The organism is Rhizobium sp. BK491, from assembly GCF_014194925.1.
Classification (GTDB): Bacteria; Pseudomonadota; Alphaproteobacteria; order Rhizobiales; family Rhizobiaceae; genus Rhizobium.
Map to the genome: position 1 here is coordinate 117,737 of NZ_JACIAR010000002.1, position 16,765 is coordinate 134,501.

Annotated in this window: 16 protein-coding genes; 10 read left to right on the forward strand and 6 right to left on the reverse strand. The window is 61.3% G+C overall.

Annotated elements, in window-relative coordinates:
• Positions 1–82 precede the first annotated feature (82 nt).
• From FHX05_RS08420 to FHX05_RS08445, 6 genes are all read left to right on the forward strand, one after another.
• Positions 83–766 carry a CpaD family pilus assembly protein gene (locus tag FHX05_RS08420; protein ID WP_281411849.1) on the forward strand — a complete coding sequence of 228 codons (684 nt, stop codon included), beginning with the start codon at positions 83–85 and terminating at the stop codon, positions 764–766.
• Positions 767–803: 37 nt separating this feature from the next.
• Complete coding sequence (locus FHX05_RS08425; protein ID WP_183871286.1) at positions 804–2,075, forward strand: CpaE family protein; 1,272 nt, start codon at positions 804–806, stop codon at positions 2,073–2,075.
• Positions 2,076–2,152: 77 nt separating this feature from the next.
• Positions 2,153–3,631, forward strand: a complete 1,479-nt coding sequence (locus tag FHX05_RS08430) for a CpaF family protein (protein WP_183871287.1) — start codon at positions 2,153–2,155, stop codon at positions 3,629–3,631.
• A gap of 8 nt (positions 3,632–3,639) precedes the next feature.
• Positions 3,640–4,647 (forward strand): type II secretion system F family protein, encoded by a 1,008-nt coding sequence (locus tag FHX05_RS08435; protein WP_183871288.1) that lies wholly within the window; start codon positions 3,640–3,642, stop codon positions 4,645–4,647.
• Between the two features lie 22 nt (positions 4,648–4,669).
• Positions 4,670–5,647 carry a type II secretion system F family protein gene (locus tag FHX05_RS08440; protein WP_183871289.1) on the forward strand — a complete coding sequence of 326 codons (978 nt, stop codon included), beginning with the start codon at positions 4,670–4,672 and terminating at the stop codon, positions 5,645–5,647.
• A 119-nt stretch (positions 5,648–5,766) separates the two neighbouring features.
• Positions 5,767–6,411: a LysE family transporter gene (locus tag FHX05_RS08445; RefSeq protein ID WP_183871290.1), complete on the forward strand. Its 645-nt coding sequence runs from the start codon at positions 5,767–5,769 to the stop codon at positions 6,409–6,411.
• 98 nt (positions 6,412–6,509) lie between these two features.
• On the opposite strand, the gene FHX05_RS08450 is transcribed toward FHX05_RS08445, so the two are convergent.
• Positions 6,510–7,340 (reverse strand): tetratricopeptide repeat protein, encoded by an 831-nt coding sequence (locus FHX05_RS08450; RefSeq protein ID WP_183871291.1) that lies wholly within the window; start codon positions 7,338–7,340, stop codon positions 6,510–6,512.
• 149 nt (positions 7,341–7,489) lie between these two features.
• On the opposite strand from FHX05_RS08450, the gene FHX05_RS08455 reads away from it, so the two are divergent.
• The 3 genes from FHX05_RS08455 (at position 7,490) to FHX05_RS08465 (ending at position 10,210) form a co-directional block, all read left to right on the forward strand.
• Positions 7,490–8,881, forward strand: coding sequence for a M17 family metallopeptidase (locus FHX05_RS08455; RefSeq protein WP_183871292.1), 1,392 nt, complete (start codon positions 7,490–7,492; stop codon positions 8,879–8,881).
• A 113-nt stretch (positions 8,882–8,994) separates the two neighbouring features.
• Positions 8,995–9,339: a MarR family winged helix-turn-helix transcriptional regulator gene (locus FHX05_RS08460; protein WP_041677769.1), complete on the forward strand. Its 345-nt coding sequence runs from the start codon at positions 8,995–8,997 to the stop codon at positions 9,337–9,339.
• A gap of 16 nt (positions 9,340–9,355) precedes the next feature.
• A complete protein-coding gene (locus tag FHX05_RS08465) occupies positions 9,356–10,210 on the forward strand; it encodes an NlpC/P60 family protein (RefSeq protein ID WP_183871293.1) in 855 nt (284 codons plus the stop codon).
• Between the two features lie 56 nt (positions 10,211–10,266).
• On the opposite strand, the gene FHX05_RS08470 is transcribed toward FHX05_RS08465, so the two are convergent.
• A complete protein-coding gene (locus FHX05_RS08470) occupies positions 10,267–11,193 on the reverse strand; it encodes a DMT family transporter (protein WP_112399461.1) in 927 nt (308 codons plus the stop codon).
• 124 nt (positions 11,194–11,317) lie between these two features.
• On the opposite strand from FHX05_RS08470, the gene FHX05_RS08475 reads away from it, so the two are divergent.
• The gene (locus FHX05_RS08475; protein ID WP_183871294.1) at positions 11,318–11,797 is read left to right on the forward strand and encodes an Lrp/AsnC family transcriptional regulator; all 480 of its coding nucleotides are present in this window, start codon (positions 11,318–11,320) and stop codon (positions 11,795–11,797) included.
• A gap of 21 nt (positions 11,798–11,818) precedes the next feature.
• Here FHX05_RS08475 and FHX05_RS08480 read toward each other — a convergent pair whose 3' ends face one another.
• The 4 genes from FHX05_RS08480 to FHX05_RS08495 form a co-directional block, all read right to left on the reverse strand.
• Positions 11,819–13,210, reverse strand: coding sequence for an amidase (locus tag FHX05_RS08480; protein ID WP_183871295.1), 1,392 nt, complete (start codon positions 13,208–13,210; stop codon positions 11,819–11,821).
• A gap of 23 nt (positions 13,211–13,233) precedes the next feature.
• Positions 13,234–14,100 carry an ABC transporter permease gene (locus FHX05_RS08485; RefSeq protein WP_183871296.1) on the reverse strand — a complete coding sequence of 289 codons (867 nt, stop codon included), beginning with the start codon at positions 14,098–14,100 and terminating at the stop codon, positions 13,234–13,236.
• Complete coding sequence (locus FHX05_RS08490) at positions 14,097–15,050, reverse strand: ABC transporter permease (RefSeq protein ID WP_183872383.1); 954 nt, start codon at positions 15,048–15,050, stop codon at positions 14,097–14,099. Before FHX05_RS08490 ends, FHX05_RS08485 begins: the two co-directional genes overlap by 4 nt.
• 103 nt (positions 15,051–15,153) lie before the next feature.
• Entirely contained in the window at positions 15,154–16,683 is a 1,530-nt protein-coding gene (locus FHX05_RS08495; RefSeq protein ID WP_183871297.1) for an ABC transporter substrate-binding protein, read from the reverse strand.
• Positions 16,684–16,765 lie beyond the last annotated feature (82 nt).

The following is a 16,765-nucleotide window of genomic DNA, read 5'->3' on the forward strand; positions in this document are numbered from 1 at the left end:
ATCAATGAAAGATCCCAAAATGGCCAGCCCGGAGCACAAAGCGCCTCGCACCGGCCGGTCCCGTTCCCTCAGGCTGGCTCTGATGGTGCCGACCCTAATCGTGACGGCTGCAACTATCAGCAGCTGCGCCGATTCACGTGATCGCATGACCACCAGCGCGATCAATGACGATTATCGGCAACGTCATCCGATCGTGTTGACGGAGAAAGAACACAATCTCGATATCCCGGTTGCCGCCAGCGACCGTCGCCTGACGACGGGAATGCGCGATACCATCCGCGGGTTTATCCAGGATTACCGCACTCGTGCGAGCGGTACGGTCGAAATCCTTGCCCCCAGGGGATCGATGAATTCTTTGGCGGCATCTGCGTTGCGTCAGCAGATCCGCAGGGAGCTGGTTGCGAACGGCATTCCGTCGGCCCGCATCGTCGATAGCTACTATGGCGCTGGCGACCCTGGCGATGCGGCTCCGATTCGTCTGCGCTTCACAGCGACGACGGCGCTCACCAACACATGCGGTCAATGGCCGGACGATCTTTCGGACAACGCTTTCGACAACCAGAACTACTACAATTTCGGCTGCGCGACACAGCATAATCTGGCGGCGCAAGTCGCCAATCCGACGGATCTGATCTCGCCGCGCGCCGTGTCGCCGATCGATACCGATCAGCGCAGCAAGGTGATCGACAATTATCGCAATGGCTCGGTCCCGACGAGTACCGCCACGGTTGGCGGCTTCAGTGGTTCCGGCGGCTCGGGCCAATGAACATGAGAGTTACGCGCCGGCGGAACAGGATGAAATCATGAACGCCATCGAATATGATATCGGCTCGACTGCCCCGGAAGCGGAGGAGGTTTCGCGTTCGGCCAATCTCGACAATCTAAGGCCGCTGCCGCGTATTTCCATACATGCCTTTTGCGAAAGCGAGCAGCTGCAGCAGGTGATGGACCAGTGCGCCAACGATCGGCGCATGTCCAAGGTCAGCCTGCGGATCACCAGCGGCGGTGTGGCGGCTGCGGCGAACATGTTCGCCTCGGCGCCGACCCCTAATCTGATCATCCTGGAGACGCGCGCCGGTCCGCGCGGCCTGTTGGCGGAACTCGAACCGCTCGCCGCCGTCTGCGATCCGAGCACCAAAGTCATCGTCGTCGGCTATCACAATGATATCGGCCTCTATCGCGAACTCATCCGCAACGGCATCTCCGAATATATCGTCCAGCCGACCGACATGGTCGATCTCTTAACTGCGGTGGCGGCGATCTTTATCGATCCCGATGCCGAGCCGCTCGGGCGCAGTATCGCTTTCATCGGCGCCAAGGGCGGGGTAGGCGCATCGACCATCGCCCATAATTGCGCCTTCGGAATTTCCAGCCTTTTCTCCACCGAAACCATTCTTGCCGATCTCGATCTGCCCTACGGCACCGCCAATATCGACTTCGACCAGGATCCCGCGCAGGGTATCGCGGAAGCCGTCTATGCCCCTGAGCGGCTTGACGAGGTCTTCCTCGACCGGTTGCTGACCAAATGTTCCCAGCATCTCTCGCTGCTGGCGGCTCCCTCGATGCTGGATCGCGCCTATGATTTCGAAGGGCAGGCTTTCCTGCCGGTGCTGGACGTCCTCCAGCGCAGTGCGCCGGTCGCGGTTCTCGATGTGCCGCATGTCTGGACGGAATGGACACGCTCGGTACTTGGCGCGGTAGACGAGGTCGTCATTTGCGCCGCGCCCGATCTCGCCAATCTGCGCAACGCCAAGAATCTGATCGACGCTTTGCGCAAGCTGCGGCCCAACGACAAGGCGCCGCACCTCATTCTCAATCAGGTCGGCATGCCGAAACGTCCGGAGATCAACCCTTCGGAGTTCTGCGCACCGCTTGAGACGGATCCGATCGCCATCATTCCCTTCGATATCAACCTGTTCGGCAATGCCGCCAACAGCGGGCAGATGATCGCCGAAACCGATCCGAAGTCGCCGACCGCGGAGACTTTCTCGCAGATATCGCACATCGTTACCGGACGTGTCGCTTTGAAGAAGGCCAAAAAAGGCGGTTTGCTGGGCCTTCTGAAGCGAAAATGATCGTTTGATTTCGCACGGGCTTCCGAAGGCCGATTTTCATGGAGGCCGTGCAGCAGCATTAGAATTGGATCAGAAAGATGTTTGGCAAGCGCGGAAATGAAGGTCCTGCAAAGAGCGGCGCGATGTCTCCGCCGTCGGCGCGCGTGCCAGCCGTTGGCAATGGTCCGACGGCACCGGCCGTGCTGATTGAGCCGTCCCATGATTCCACGCAGCCGCGTCAGCAGGTCGTGCCTCCTTCGATGCAGACGCCCAGCCGCCGTCGCGTGGCGCGCACCGAAGAATATTACGATACGAAATCGCAGGTCTTCTCCGCGCTGATCGACACGATCGACCTTTCGCAGCTTTCCAAGCTTGGCAACGAGGCCGCGCGCGAGGAAATCCGCGATATCGTCAACGATATCATCACCATCAAGAATTTCGCGATGTCGATCTCCGAGCAGGAGGAACTGCTCGAGGATATCTGCAACGATGTGCTTGGCTACGGTCCGCTGGAGCCGCTGCTCGCCCGCGACGACATCGCCGATATCATGGTCAACGGTGCCGGCCAGACCTTCATTGAAGTCGGCGGCAAGACCGTCGAATCCGAAATCCGCTTCCGCGACAATTCGCAGCTTCTTTCCATTTGCCAGCGCATCGTCAGCCAGGTCGGCCGCCGCGTCGATGAATCCAGCCCCATCTGCGATGCGCGCCTGCCCGACGGTTCGCGCGTCAACGTCATCGCGCCGCCACTGGCGATCGACGGTCCTGCACTGACCATTCGTAAGTTCAAGAAGGACAAGCTCACCCTCGATCAGCTCGTCCGCTTCGGCGCCATCACGCCGGAAGGCGCAACGCTTTTGCAGATCATCGGCCGTGTGCGCTGCAATGTCGTCATCTCAGGCGGTACCGGTTCGGGCAAGACGACGCTTCTGAACTGCCTGACCAACTACATCGACCGCGATGAACGCATCATCACCTGCGAGGATACCGCCGAACTGCAGCTGCAGCAGCCGCATGTGGTGCGCCTCGAAACCCGCCCGCCGAACATCGAAGGCGAGGGCGAGATCACCATGCGCGATCTCGTCAAGAACTGCCTGCGTATGCGCCCCGAACGCATCATCGTCGGCGAAGTGCGCGGACCCGAGGTCTTCGACCTGCTGCAGGCGATGAACACGGGCCACGATGGTTCCATGGGGACCATCCACGCCAATACGCCACGCGAGTGCTTGAGCCGTATGGAATCGATGATCGCGATGGGTGGTTTCAGCCTGCCGGCCAAGACCGTGCGCGAGATCATTTCCAGCTCCGTCGACGTCGTCATCCAGGCCGCCCGCCTGCGTGACGGTTCGCGCCGCATTACCCAGATCACCGAGGTGATCGGCATGGAAGGCGATGTGATCATTACACAGGACTTGATGCGCTACGAGATCGAGGGCGAGGATGCGAACGGCCGGATCATCGGTCGGCACGTTTCCACCGGTATCGGCAAGCCGCATTTCTGGGATCGTGCCCGCTACTACAACGAGGAGCGGCGCCTGGCAGCCGCCTTGGATGAGATGGAACAGAAGGCGCAATAGGATTTACGATGTTCGGTATTGATCCAATAGTGCTGTTGATTGTGCTGCTGGCGGCGGTTTCCGCCGGGGCGGTCTGCTATAGCGTTCTCTATTCCCGGATCGAGACCCAGAAGAAGGCGGAAGGCCGTGTCAATCGCGTCAAGCAGGCCGAAACCGATCGCGTCAAGGTCAAGGCAGCGCGTGACCGCGTCCAGGAAATGTCGAAGCGGCGCAAATCCGCGCAGGATTCTCTGAAGGATCTGGAACGGCGCCAGTCCGAAAACACGAAAAAGAGGCAGTCGCTGAAGGCGCGCCTCGCCCAGGCCGGTCTGTCGTTGACGCCGGCGCGCTTCTACATCTTCAGCGTGCTGTTCGGCCTTTTCGTCACATTGGTTCTTTTCATTGTCGGCGCCCCGCCGCTGGCCATTCTGGGCATATTCTTTGCGGCTGCTTTCGGTCTGCCGCGCTGGGTCGTCCGCTTTCTCATCAAGCGCCGGCAAAGCAAATTTCTGGAAGAGTTTCCGAACGCACTCGATGTCATCACGCGCTCGCTTCGCTCAGGCCTGCCGCTCAATGATGCGGTTCGGCTGGTGGCCGGCGAGGCACGGGAGCCCGTCAAGACCGAGTTCCGCCGGGTGGTCGAAGCGCAACAAGTCGGTTTCAGCATGGCGGATGCCTGCGCGCGCATCTCGAACCATATGCCCCTGCAGGAGGTAAATTTCTTCGCGATCGTTATCGCAATCCAGGCCCAGGCGGGCGGTAACCTGTCGGAAGCTCTCGGCAATCTCTCGAAGGTGCTGCGCGAGCGCAAGAAGATGAAGGCGAAGGTCAAGGCATTGTCGATGGAAGCCAAGGCATCCGCCGTCATCATTGGCACTCTGCCCTTCGTGGTGATGCTGCTGGTCTATCTGACCTCGCCGCAATACATGATGATCCTATTCGCCGATCCGCGCGGCCATCTGATCTTGCTCGGAGCCGGCATCTGGATGTCGATCGGCATCTTCATCATGCGCAACATGGTCAATTTCGAGATCTGAGCGGGAAGGAGCCGCGTAGCCCATGACCGATCTCGCTGCCCGTTTAACCGATCCCGGCACTCTTCTTGCCGTCGTGGTCGCCATTGCCGTCTTCGCGACTTTCTACACGATTGCGATACCGCTTTTGGAACGCGGCGATCTCAGCAAGCGCATGAAGGCCGTATCGACGGAGCGTGAACAGATCCGTGCGCGCGAGCGGGCACGGCTGAGTGCGGAAGGCGGCAAGACATCGCTGCGCAGCCACAACAATCGAAACGTCAGGCAGATCGTCGAGCGGTTCAACCTGCGCAACGCGCTGGTCGACGCCAATACCGTCAATCGCTTGCGGGCCGCCGGCCTGCGATCGGAAAATGCGCTCAACATGTTCCTGGTGGCGCGATTCCTGCTGCCGTTCCTGTTTCTCGCCGTTGCGATCGTCGTCGTCTTCGTTCTCGGCTGGTTCGCCGCAAAGCCCCTGCCGATCCGCCTGCTCGGGGTCATCGCTTTCGCCTATCTGGGCTTCTATACGCCGAACATATACATCTCCAATCTTGTGACCAAGCGCCAGAAATCGATCAAGCGAGCCTGGCCGGATGCTCTCGACCTGATGCTGATCTGCGTGGAATCGGGCATTTCAATCGAGGCCGGCATGCATCGTGTGTCCGAGGAAATGGCGGAGCAATCCCCGGCACTTGCCGAGGAAATGGTGCTGACCACGGCCGAGCTTTCCTTCCTGCAGGATCGCCGCACGGCCTTTGACAATCTCGCCGCCCGCACCCAGATCGAGCTCGTCAAATCGGTGACGCAAGCGCTAATCCAAGCCGAACGCTATGGTACGCCGCTTTCGCAGGCACTGCGCGTCATGGCGCAGGAGGGCCGTGACGAACGCATGAACGAGGCGGAAAAGAAAGCCGCCGCTCTGCCGCCGAAGCTGACAGTGCCGATGATCATTTTCTTCCTGCCTGTCTTGATGGCTGTCATTCTCGGCCCGGCGATCATCCAGGCGATGGATAAGTTCTAAATTGCCTGCTTGCCCGCCACGCGGAGACATGGTTAGTTGTATGTAATGTCGTCGAGTGCGTCTGGCGTGTGTTGCGGCAAGCGCAAGTCGTTCGTACCGAGCGTCCTTGGAGGTCTCGTATGTCATCCCTGGCTATATTTTTCAGCGTCATGGCGGCTGTCTTCATCGGAGCCGTCAGTCCCGGTCCGAGCTTCGTGCTCGTTTCGCGCATCGCCATTTCGCGCTCTCGCAAGGCGGGGCTTGCCGCGGCTTTCGGCATGGGAACCGGCAGCGTCATTTTCGCGACCTTGGCCCTGTTTGGCTTGAGCGCGCTGCTGATGAAAGTCGAATGGCTGTATCTCGCGCTGAAAATCGGCGGCGGCCTCTATCTGATCTATGTCGGCATCCGGATCTGGCGCAGCGCGGCGGATGATCTTCCCATCGATGCCCCGGCAACGCCGGCGGAGGGCGGTATGATGCGCAACTTCCTCTTTGCGCTCGGCACGCAGCTCAGCAATCCAAAGACAGCCATTTTCTACGGCAGTATCTTCGCCGCGCTCCTGCCGGCCGCGCCGCCTCCGTGGCTGCTCTTTACGGTTCCGCCCGCAGTCTTTCTGGTCGAGGCTGGCTGGTACACCGTAGTGACGCTGGCTTTCTCCTCCAACCGCCCACGTGCACTTTATGTCGGATCAAAGCTCTGGATCGACAGGGTGGCGGGTGCCGTCATCGGTGCCCTTGGAGCGCGGCTTGTCGCCGAGGGGTTGCCGCGCCAGATCTGGCGTTAAGTGCCTCGAGCTGCCGGGTATCCGCCTGAATTGGCGCGCGGCCGGCTTATCTGTGCGAAAGGTGCGCAGGCAAGCCGTTATGGCCGCTCCCGCTGGCCCTATTGTTGGGCGACTTTCCTGCCGTTGCCGCTGGCGGCAAGCTTCTGCCAGGAGTTCTGCTGCGCCAGCATGCCGCGCAGATAGGCAACGTTGGCGTTCGCCTGTTGCGGCGTCAGTTCCTGCCGCGCAATTTGTTCGGCTTCCGCAAACCGGCCCTGCAGACCGACGACCAGCGCCAGATTCTGCCGTACGCGGCTATCGGAACCCGGCTGCGAGATGGCCGTGCGGAGATAGCTTTCCGCATTCTTGAGATCGCCGGTCAGCACATAGGACATGCCGAGATTGGAAAGGATGGTCGGCTCGTTTGGAGCCAGCACCAGCGCATCCCGGTATTTGGCGCGCGCATCTTGGGAGCGCCCAAGCTGATCGAGGATAGCGCCCTGCGCCGAAACCAGGCGCCAGTCCGGCCGATCCGGAAGCTGGGCGCGGTCAATGGTCGAAAGCGCCTCGTCGAGCTGGCCTGCCGCCGCCTGGGCCTTGCCATAGGCTGCCAGCACACCGCGGTCGGTTGGATTGGCGATTGCAACCTGCTGCATGACCGCAAGCGCCTGATTGTTGCGGCCGCTCATGCGCAGCGCATTGGCGTAGTTGACGCCGGCATCGCGATCCTTGGGATTGGCATCATAGGCCTTGCCAAACGTCGCGGTCGCCTGAGCCAGCTCGGTGCTGTTCATCGTATCGACAGATTTCGAAGTCTTGGGGATCGAGCCCGTCGTCATCCTGTCCTGTCCGGTCGTCGAGCAGCTTGCGAGCGCGAGCGCCAGAAGTGCGATGGAAGCTCCCTGCAAAAGAAAGGTTCTGAATGAAGACGCAGCTGCGACGGCGGGCATGACGCTGATCCCTGAATTCCTATAGTCTTGCGCCCGGCCTAGAATCGGAACAGGGAAAGGTTCGACGCAATGTTCGCTCCAGCAATAATCTGTTAACCCTAACAGACAGTTAACTCTCGATTCCTCTCAGTCACCGCCAAAGGATAGTCATGGCCCCCTTTCAATTCATCGAGCGCGCGACGCCTTTCAATTCGAAGGGTGGCGCGACCCTGCCGATCTTTGCCGTCACCCCGGCGCATATCGAGACGGGTACCATCGATCCCATCGCGCTCGATTGGGCACGCAAGGCAGGTTACAAGGCAGAGAGCGGCTCGCTGTTGTTGATCCCGACCGCTGAAGGGCATCTGGGCGGAGCTCTGTTCGGTCTCGGCTCGAATCCGTCCGAACAACCCTTTCTCACAGGCAAGCTGGCACGCAGCCTGCCGGCCGGCGCCTGGCATATTGAGACGGCGCCGCTGACGGCGAACCGGCTCTCGCTTGGTTTCGGTCTCGGCAGCTATCGCTTCGACCGCTACAAATCCGAAAAAGCCGCGGCACCGACATTGATGATCCCGCGCGATGCCGATGCCGCCGATATCAAGCGCCAGCTGGCAGGCGTCTTCCTTGCCCGCGATCTCATCAATACGCCGACCAACGACATGGGTCCGGAACAGCTCGAAGCCGCCTTCCGGGCGCTGGCCGAGCACTACAAGGCTGAGATGTCCGTCATCATCGGCGATGATCTCCTGAAGGAGAATTTCCCGCTGGTCCATACGGTGGGGCGTGCGAGCGCCGATGCGCCGCGCCTTCTGGAGCTGCGCTGGGGCAAGAAGGGTCATCGCCGCATCACCCTGGTCGGCAAGGGCGTGTGCTTCGACACCGGCGGCCTCGATATCAAGCCGGCATCCTCGATGCTGCTGATGAAGAAGGACATGGGCGGTGCCGCCAACGTCATGGGTCTGGCGCTGATGATCATGGACGCCAAGCTCAAGATCGACCTGCGCGTCATCATTCCGGTCGTCGAGAATTCGATATCAGCCAATGCCTTCCGCCCTGGCGATATTTACAAGAGCCGCAAGGGCCTGACCGTGCAGATCGACAATACCGATGCCGAGGGGCGGCTGATCCTCGCCGATGCGCTTGCCTATGCCGACGAGGACGCGCCGGACCTGATGATCGACATGGCGACGCTGACGGGTGCTGCCCGCGTCGCGCTCGGCCCCGACCTGCCGCCCTTCTTCACCGACGATAGCGAACTTGCCAGCGATCTGACCGAGGCGAGCCTGGAGACGGATGATCCGCTGTGGCGCATGCCGCTCTATATGGGCTACGATAAGGATATCCGCACCAAATTTGCCGATATCACCAATGCTCCATCAGGCGGCATGGCCGGCGCCATTACGGCCGCCCTGTTCCTCAAGCGCTTCGTGACGAAGACACCGAGCTGGGTGCATTTCGACATCTTCGGCTGGGCACCGAGCGAACGTCCGCATTCGCCCGGCGGCGGCGAGGCTCAGGCGATCCGGGCGCTCTATCACTATATCAGGCAGAGCGTACGGTAGGTGGCTGCCGGTCCTTCTCCGCGCGTTACGGCGAAGGGCGGCGAATTCCCCTTGAAACCGCCACGATCTTGGTCGAGACTGGAACGGCAGCGTAACGAATTTCGGGGTTGCTCTTGCCGCTTGAACTCACCGCCTCGCAGGCTCTCGGCCTCTGGCATGGCGTGACCCTCGCTCAGGTGCGCCGCGAGGATCATGATTTGACGCTGCGGCAGACGGCGATTCTGCTGCAAATCTATCTTGTGCCGCCGCCGCATACCGTACGCGGTCTGGCCGCGACGCTCGGCGTCACCAAGCCGGTCATTACCCGGGCGCTTGACACCATGGGCGTGATGGGATTGGTCGACCGCGTGCGCGACGATCGCGATCGCCGCAATGTCATCATTAAGCGAACAGTCACCGGCGCGCTCTATCTTGAAAAACTCGGCGATCTCATCATCGAGCACGGCCGAAAATTGTAACCTCAGGAATTTCACCATGATGTTCGACCGCCGTCTCAATGCTTTCAGACCCGATCTTGCTGAGGCTTCTCTCAAGGGCAAGGTTGAGGCCGAGCGTTTCGTCGAGGGTATTGGTGCGCGCGTTGCCGTGCCGGTCGTTGCGCTCCGGCCGAAGCCAGATCTCGCCTCGGGCATCGATACCGAGCTCTTGATGGGCGAAGAGGTGACGATATTCGAGCGCCGCGACGGCTGGTGCTGGATCAAGGCTCTGTCTGACGGCTATGTCGGCTATCTTCCGGAAACGGCGATCAAGGAGGGCGCGGCGGCTCCGACCCATATCGTCGTCCCGCAGCGCACTTTCCTCTATCCCGAGCCGGAGCTGCGCAAGCCACATGCTGCGATCCTCTCCATGGGCAGTCTCGTACATGTGACCGGTCCGGCAGAGGCGCGGGGCAATCACTATGTCGTCCTGGAGGATGGAACCGCGATCTTCGCAAAGCACGTCCAGCCGATTGGTTACAACAAGGGCGGCGACTTCGTTGATGTCGCCTTACGCTTCATCGAGACACCCTATCTCTGGGGCGGCCGCTCGGGCCTCGGCATCGATTGTTCCGGCCTTGTGCAATTGGCGCTGTCGATGACGGGCCGTGCCGCACCGCGCGATACCGACATGCAGGCCGCCGGCCTCGGTCAGCCGATCGAGCGCGAGGAGTTGAAGCGCGGCGACTTCGTCTTCTGGAAGGGGCATGTCGCGATCATGGAAGATCCCGAAACCATCGTCCACGCCAACGGCCATACCATGACCGTCGCCCGTGAGAATTTCGCCGCCGCCATCGAGCGCATCGGCTGGCTTTATGAAAGGCCGACAGGCTATCGCCGTTTCATCGACTGACTGCGCTCCGAAACCCTGTAGCGACAACCCATCCGGCATTTGCCGTGGCGGCGGTCTTACGGCGTGCGAGGGCGTGCGATCCAGATGCCGGCGACGATGACGATGCCGCCGAGAGCCTGCAGCAGGGTGACGTTTTCCCCGAACAGGAACCAGGCGAAAAGAGCGGCCGCGATCGATTCCAGGAAAATGACGAGCGAGGAGAACACGGTCGGCAGTCGTCCGAGCGCGACCGAAAGCAGGCCTTGTCCGCCGGCGTGGCTGATGAGGCCAAGCGCCAGAAGCACGCACCATCCCGAGATCGACTGCGGCAATATGCGCGGTTCGAAGAAGAAGGCGATGAGGAACAGGATCGCGGAGGTTATGACGCTCAATTCGAAGGTGACGCGCGCGGCGTTGGTCCCTGGCCGCGCTGCGCCGACCGCCAGGAAATAAAGGCCGAAGAACGCGCCGGTGATGATGGCGAGAGCATCGCCGACCGCCCGGTCCGGATTGAATGCCAGGCTTTGGACGACGAGCGCCGTGCCGCCCGCAAGGCAGACGAGGAGGCCTAGAAGCGTGGCGCGACTGACCCTTTGCCTCAGCAGGAGCCAGCCGAAGATCACGACCCATAGCGGCGCCATCGTTGCGAAGAAGGTGGCGTTGGCAATCGTTGTCCGCATGATCGAGAGATGCCAGAAGAACAGGTCGCCCGTGAAGGCAATGCCGGCGAGAATCGTCGGTATCGTGAAGCTGGCGCGAGGCGCATTGGGCTCCGCGACCTCCGCGTATCGCATCCATATCCAAAGGATCGGCAGCGCGAGAAAGACACGCCAGAAGGCGCTGGCGAAAGGCCCGACATCGGCAAGACGCACGAGGCTCGGAGAAATGCTCATGGCCAGCGCCGCGAGAATCATCGCCACGAGACCAAGGAGAAAGCCCTTCGTATCGTCGCTTTCACCGAGGCTCTGGCTGCGCATATCGTATTCGGTGTCCGGCTGTGACATTCTCGTGCCCTTGCAAGTCAGATGATGTGTGGCGCAAAGCTAGTACATAAGGAAAGAGGATTTGGCTCCATTTTGATGGCTTTCATGCAATTTTGTTTCCTCATTGCGGTAAGGATGTATTGAAATGCGCAAACTCGCCGATCTCGATGAGTTCGACCTGGCAATTCTTGAGATTTTTCAGAAGGACAATACCGTTCCGCAACGCGAGATCGGTGAACGGGTCAATCTGTCGGCCCCGGCCGTGCAGCGGCGTATCAAGCGGATGCAGCAAAGCGGCGTCATTCAGGCCAATATCGCCGTCGTCGATCCGGCGGCCGTGGGCTTGCCGATTACCATCGTCGTCGAGGTGCATATCGCAAACGAACGCTACGACCTCATCAATGCGATCAAGCGCAGCTTCCTCGAAGCGCCCGAAGTCCAGCAATGCTACGGTGTCACCGGCGAGGCAGACTTCGTGTTGATCGTCGTCGTCACCAGCATGTCTGCCTATGAGGACGTCGCCCGGCGCCTTTTTTATGACAATCCGAATGTCACGAAATTCAAGTCGCTCGTCACGATGGATCGGGTGAAGGTCGGTCTGTCCGTGCCGCTGTCGCTGGACTAGCTGGCTGTCTTCAAGTTCTGTTCACGCCGGCCGCTTCGGCCAGTTCGTCACGCCGCCGCTCCAGTCCTCGAAGACCTTCGAGAGACGAAGCACCAGCATGTCGTCGAAGCGCGGGCCGACGATCTGCATGCCGATCGGCATGCCGGAGCGGGAAAAGCCGCAATTGATCGAGGCGGCCGGCTGCTCCGACATGTTCCACGGAACGGTGAAGGCGATGTGCTCGAAAGGTCGCGCCGGGTCGTTGGTAGGTGAAGCCCATTCGGCGGGATAGGAGACGATCGGATTGGTCGGCGAAAGCACGGCATCCACCTCCGCGAAGAGCTTGGCGCAGCTCTTGCGCATCTCGTAGGTCTGGTTGAAGCCGCGAACGGCATCGACGCCGCTGATCTCTGCGCCGCCCTTCGCCCAGCTATAGATATAGGGCAGGATGCTGTTGCGGCGCTCCTCGCTCAGTGCCGTCATGTCGCCCCAGAAGCGGGCGCGCCAGAAGGTGTCGAGCCCATCCAGCATCTGCCTCGTCAGCACCGGCGCGACATCGACGATGATGGCGCCTGCTTCCTCGAAGCGTTTGGCGGCAGCAGCGACGGCATCGCGTATCTCGTCCTCGACAGGCAGGCCGCAGCCGGCATCCAGCATCAGGCCGATCTTCATGCCTCGGACGTCGATATCGAGATCCGTCCAGTCGATCCCGTTCGGCTGTAGGCTGGTGCCGTCGCGCCAGTCGGGTCGCGAGAGCGTCGCCATGGAAAAGGCGGCATCCTCGACCGTGCGGGTCATCGGTCCGGCGCATCGCCCGAGATAATAGGGATCGATCGGAATACGGCCATTGCTCGGCTTGAAGCCAAAAATGCCGGTCCAGCCAGCTGGCAGGCGTATCGAGCCGCCGATATCGGTGCCGATATGCAGCGGTCCATAACCGGCAGCGGCGGCGGCGGACGCACCGGCGCTGGAGCCGCCCGGATTTTGGCTGGGGTCCCACGGATTGCGGCTGAGTTTGTGAAAACTAGAAAGGCCAGAGGAGAGCATGCCGTAGTCCGGGCAGGTGGTTTTCGCGAAAATCACCGCGCCGTCCTCGCGCATGCGGGCGGCGATCGGCGCGTCTTCAGCAGCGGGAATGAGCTCGACGGCCGCCGTGCCGAGCGGCACCGGCTGGCCCTTGGTGGCGATCAGCTCCTTCAATGTCACCGGAATTCCGTCCAGGGTCCCAAGCGGCGCACCCTTGGCCCAGCGTTCCGTGGAGGCCGCGGCCTGTTTGCGGGCATCCTCGGGATCATAGGCATAGAGAGCAGCGATAGTCGGCTCCCATGCCTCGATATGCGTCTCGAGCGCCAGCCAGTATTCGCTGGGGGACAGGCTCTTGTCGGCAAATTGGCGCCTGAGGTCTCGGATGGAAAGATCGGTAGGTTCGGTCATGATCTATACTCTTTATGTCGCAATCAGCGCGTCGCCTCACGGGGGTCGAGGAGATCGCGCAGCCCGTCGCCGAGCAGGTTGAAGCCGAGCACGGAGAGCGCGATTGCAAGCCCCGGCAGCAGGGCGAGCCACGGCGCAACGTGGAAATAGGTCTGCGCATCGGCCAGCATCCGCCCCCAGGTCGGTGCCGGCGGCGGCACGCTGAGACCCAGGAAGGCGAGCCCGGCTTCCGTGAGGATCGCAAGGCCGAGCTGGATCGTCGCCTGGACGATGATGCTGCCCATGATGTTTGGCAGGACATGGCGGCGCGTGATGGAAAGCTGCGTATTGCCGATGGCGCGCGCCGCCAGCACATAGTCCCGGCTCCACGCCTGCAAGGCCGCACCGAGCGCGACACGGGCAAAGACCGGCACCATGAAGACGGCAATGGCGATAATTGCCGTTGAGCGCCCGGTACCAAGAAATGCGCCGAGGATCATGGCCGAAAGGATTGGCGGCAGGGCGAAGATCACGTCGCAGGCCCGCATGACCAGCGCCTCGAATAACCCTCGTTGGGCGGCGGCGGAAACACCGATGATCGTTCCGATCGTCCCGCCGATCGCGACCGATGATACGGAAATGGAAAGCGAATTCCAGCAGCCCGCCATCAGCATCGACAGGACGTCGCGGCCGATCTGGTCGGTGCCGAGGAGCCCGAAGCCGAAGGGCGGCTGCAGCTTGTGGAGGATTTGCATCTTCGCCGGCGGCACTGGCGTCCAGAACTGCGAGACGAGAGCGACGCAGAAGAGTGCAAGGATGATGATGGCACCGACGATAAGATTCATCCGCCGCAGCGCCCGAAAACGACGGCGAGAAGACGGCGCGGCAATTTTGGTCTCGACTGCAGTCATCGCGCACCTCCTGCTCGCAATCGCGGATCGATGACGAGATAGGAGAGATCGACCAGAAAATTCACGACGATGACGAGGGCGGCGAAGAACAGCACGACATCCTGAAGCACGATGACGTCGCGCTGGCTGAGCGCCTGATAGGCGAGGCGGCCAAGGCCGGGCAAGGTGAAGACATTTTCGATCAGCACGGCGCCGGCGACGAGAAAGGTGAATTGCAGCCCGAGAATGGTCAGCACGGGTACCAGCGCATTCGGCACCACATGGCCCCAGAGCACGCGGCTGCGCGACAGGCCCTTGGCGATCGCCGTGCGGGCAAAATCCTCATGCAGCGTGTCGAGCACGGCCGAGCGCGTCACTCGTGTCAGCACCGCCGCTTGGGGCAGCGCAAGGGCAGCGGCCGGGAGCACCAGCGACTTTGCGGCAGGCCAGAATCCACTCTCCCAACCGGGAAAACCGCCGGCCGGCATCCAGCCGAGCGATGTGGCAAACACAAGCACCAGCAGGAGGCCGACCCAGAAGCCCGGCACGGCAATGCCCATCTGCGAAAACAGTGTGGCGATGATATCGAAGACGCCGCCGCGCCGTGCCGCTGCCGCAACGCCGAGCGGTACGGCGACAAGAACCGACAACAGTATGGCAAGCAGCGCAAGCGGCAGGGTGACGGCAAGCCGCTCGGCAATGAGACCTGCGACCGGAACACCATAGGTATAGGACGTGCCAAGATCACCCGCCAGCGCGCCGGCGAGCCAATGCCCGTAGCGCACGATCAGCGGTTGATCGAGCCCCATATCATGCCGGAGCGCGGCCAGCGTTTCCGGCGTCGCCGAGGTGCCGAGCGTAATGGCGGCCGGGTCGCCCGGCAGCAGCGCCATGACGGCAAAGAGCAGCAGCGAGACCGCGATCAGCGTCAGCACAAGTCCGAAAATCCGGCGGGTGAGCAGTACGATCATAGCAAGTCCATGGCCGATCTTGCCCGGCATCGAAATGGTGGGCATCGAAATGGTTTACGGCGGGCGAAGCGATCCGCCCATCCGCGCCTGCAGGCAAAAGAACTCAGTCTTCCCAGGAAACGTTGGTCAGCACGTTGGACGGGATCGGTTCGTTCTCCCAAAGACCCTTCAGCTTCTTGTCCCACACTCCCAGCTTCGGCATGACGAAGAGGAAGAGGGCGGGCACATCTTCGGCAAGAATGCTTTGCGCCTCGCCATAGAGCTTGTTCTGCTCGGCGGGATCGGCGGTGAGCTGAATCTTCTTCATCAACTCGTTAAAGGCCGGGTTCTTGTAGTTGAAGTAATAGGGGTCGCGCGAATAGATATCGATATCCAGCGGCTCGGCATGGGCGACGATGGTCATGTCGTAATTGCGGCCGGTGAAAACGTCCTGCACCCATTTCGCCGGGAATTCCGTCGGCTCGATGTTCATCGTCACGCCGATATCGGCAAACATGGCCTGCATCACCTGGGCGCTGCGCGGTGCATAAGCCATCTGCGGCGTCTTGATGGTGAAGGTGAAACCATTCGGATAGCCGGCTTCGGCAAGCAGCGCCTTGGCCTTGGCGGCGTCATAGGGCAGCGTACCGGTCAGATCCTTGTAGCCGGGATCGTTCGGCGTGTAGTGGCTGCCGATCGCCGTGCCGAAACCCGACCATGCGCCCTCGATGATCGTCTTGCGGTCGAGCGCCATCATCAGGGCCTGGCGCACGCGCTTGTCGTCGAAAGGCTTGCGCGTGTTGTTCATGCCGGCCACGACCTTCAGCTCGGTATTGCCGATCTTGGTCGTCAGCCTGGGATCGCCCTCGAAGGAACTCATGAGCTCTGGCGCGGCGAATTCCGGAAAGGCATCGAGATCGCCGGCCTTCAGCGCGGCGGCCTCGGCCTGTGGATCGGAAATGAAGCGGAAGGTTACCTTCTCGAGCTTCACGTCGGCCGATTTGTTCCAGTAGTCCGGGTTCTTGACGAGGTCGACGTGGTCGCCCTTCGTCCAGGAGGAGAATTTGAACGGACCGGTGCCGATGGGTGTCGTCTTGTCGTTGGCCGAGGATTTCGGTCCAACCATGACGGAACTCGGCCAGCCAAGCCAATAGAGCAGGCTGCCGGTTGGCGAGGACAGATGCAGCACAAGCGTTTCCGCATCCGGCGTGTCGATCGAGGCGATGGTTGAGAAGAAGCGCTTCTGCGGATTGACGGAATCGGCGCCGCGAGCGCGATCGAGCGTGAACTTGGCGGCAGCTGAATCGAAGGCTTCGCCGTCGTGGAATTTCACGCCGGTCTGCAGCTTGAACGTATAGGTCAGGCCGTCAGGCGAGATTTCCCAGCTCTTGGCAAGCTGCGGCACGATCTTGCCGTTTTGGTCGATGGCAACCAGGCCCTCGAAAATGTTCTGCCAGGTGACCTGGCCGATCGCGACGGGCGCGGCGATCGTCGGGTCGAGACCTGTCGGCTCGACGCTCATGCCGAGATTGAGTGTCGTCTTCGCGGCCTCAGCCTGTGTCAGGCCCATCATCAGCAGGCCGGCGGAAACTGCGGCGCCATAGGCAAGCCGGCGCGCGACGTCGCCCAGGCTTGGGCGTGAAAACTTAGTCATGTCGGTTCCCTTGCTTTTGCCCGCTTGTCCGGCTTCCCTTCCGGCATGCGGTCTTTTTCAGGATAGTGTCATCTCATAGGCG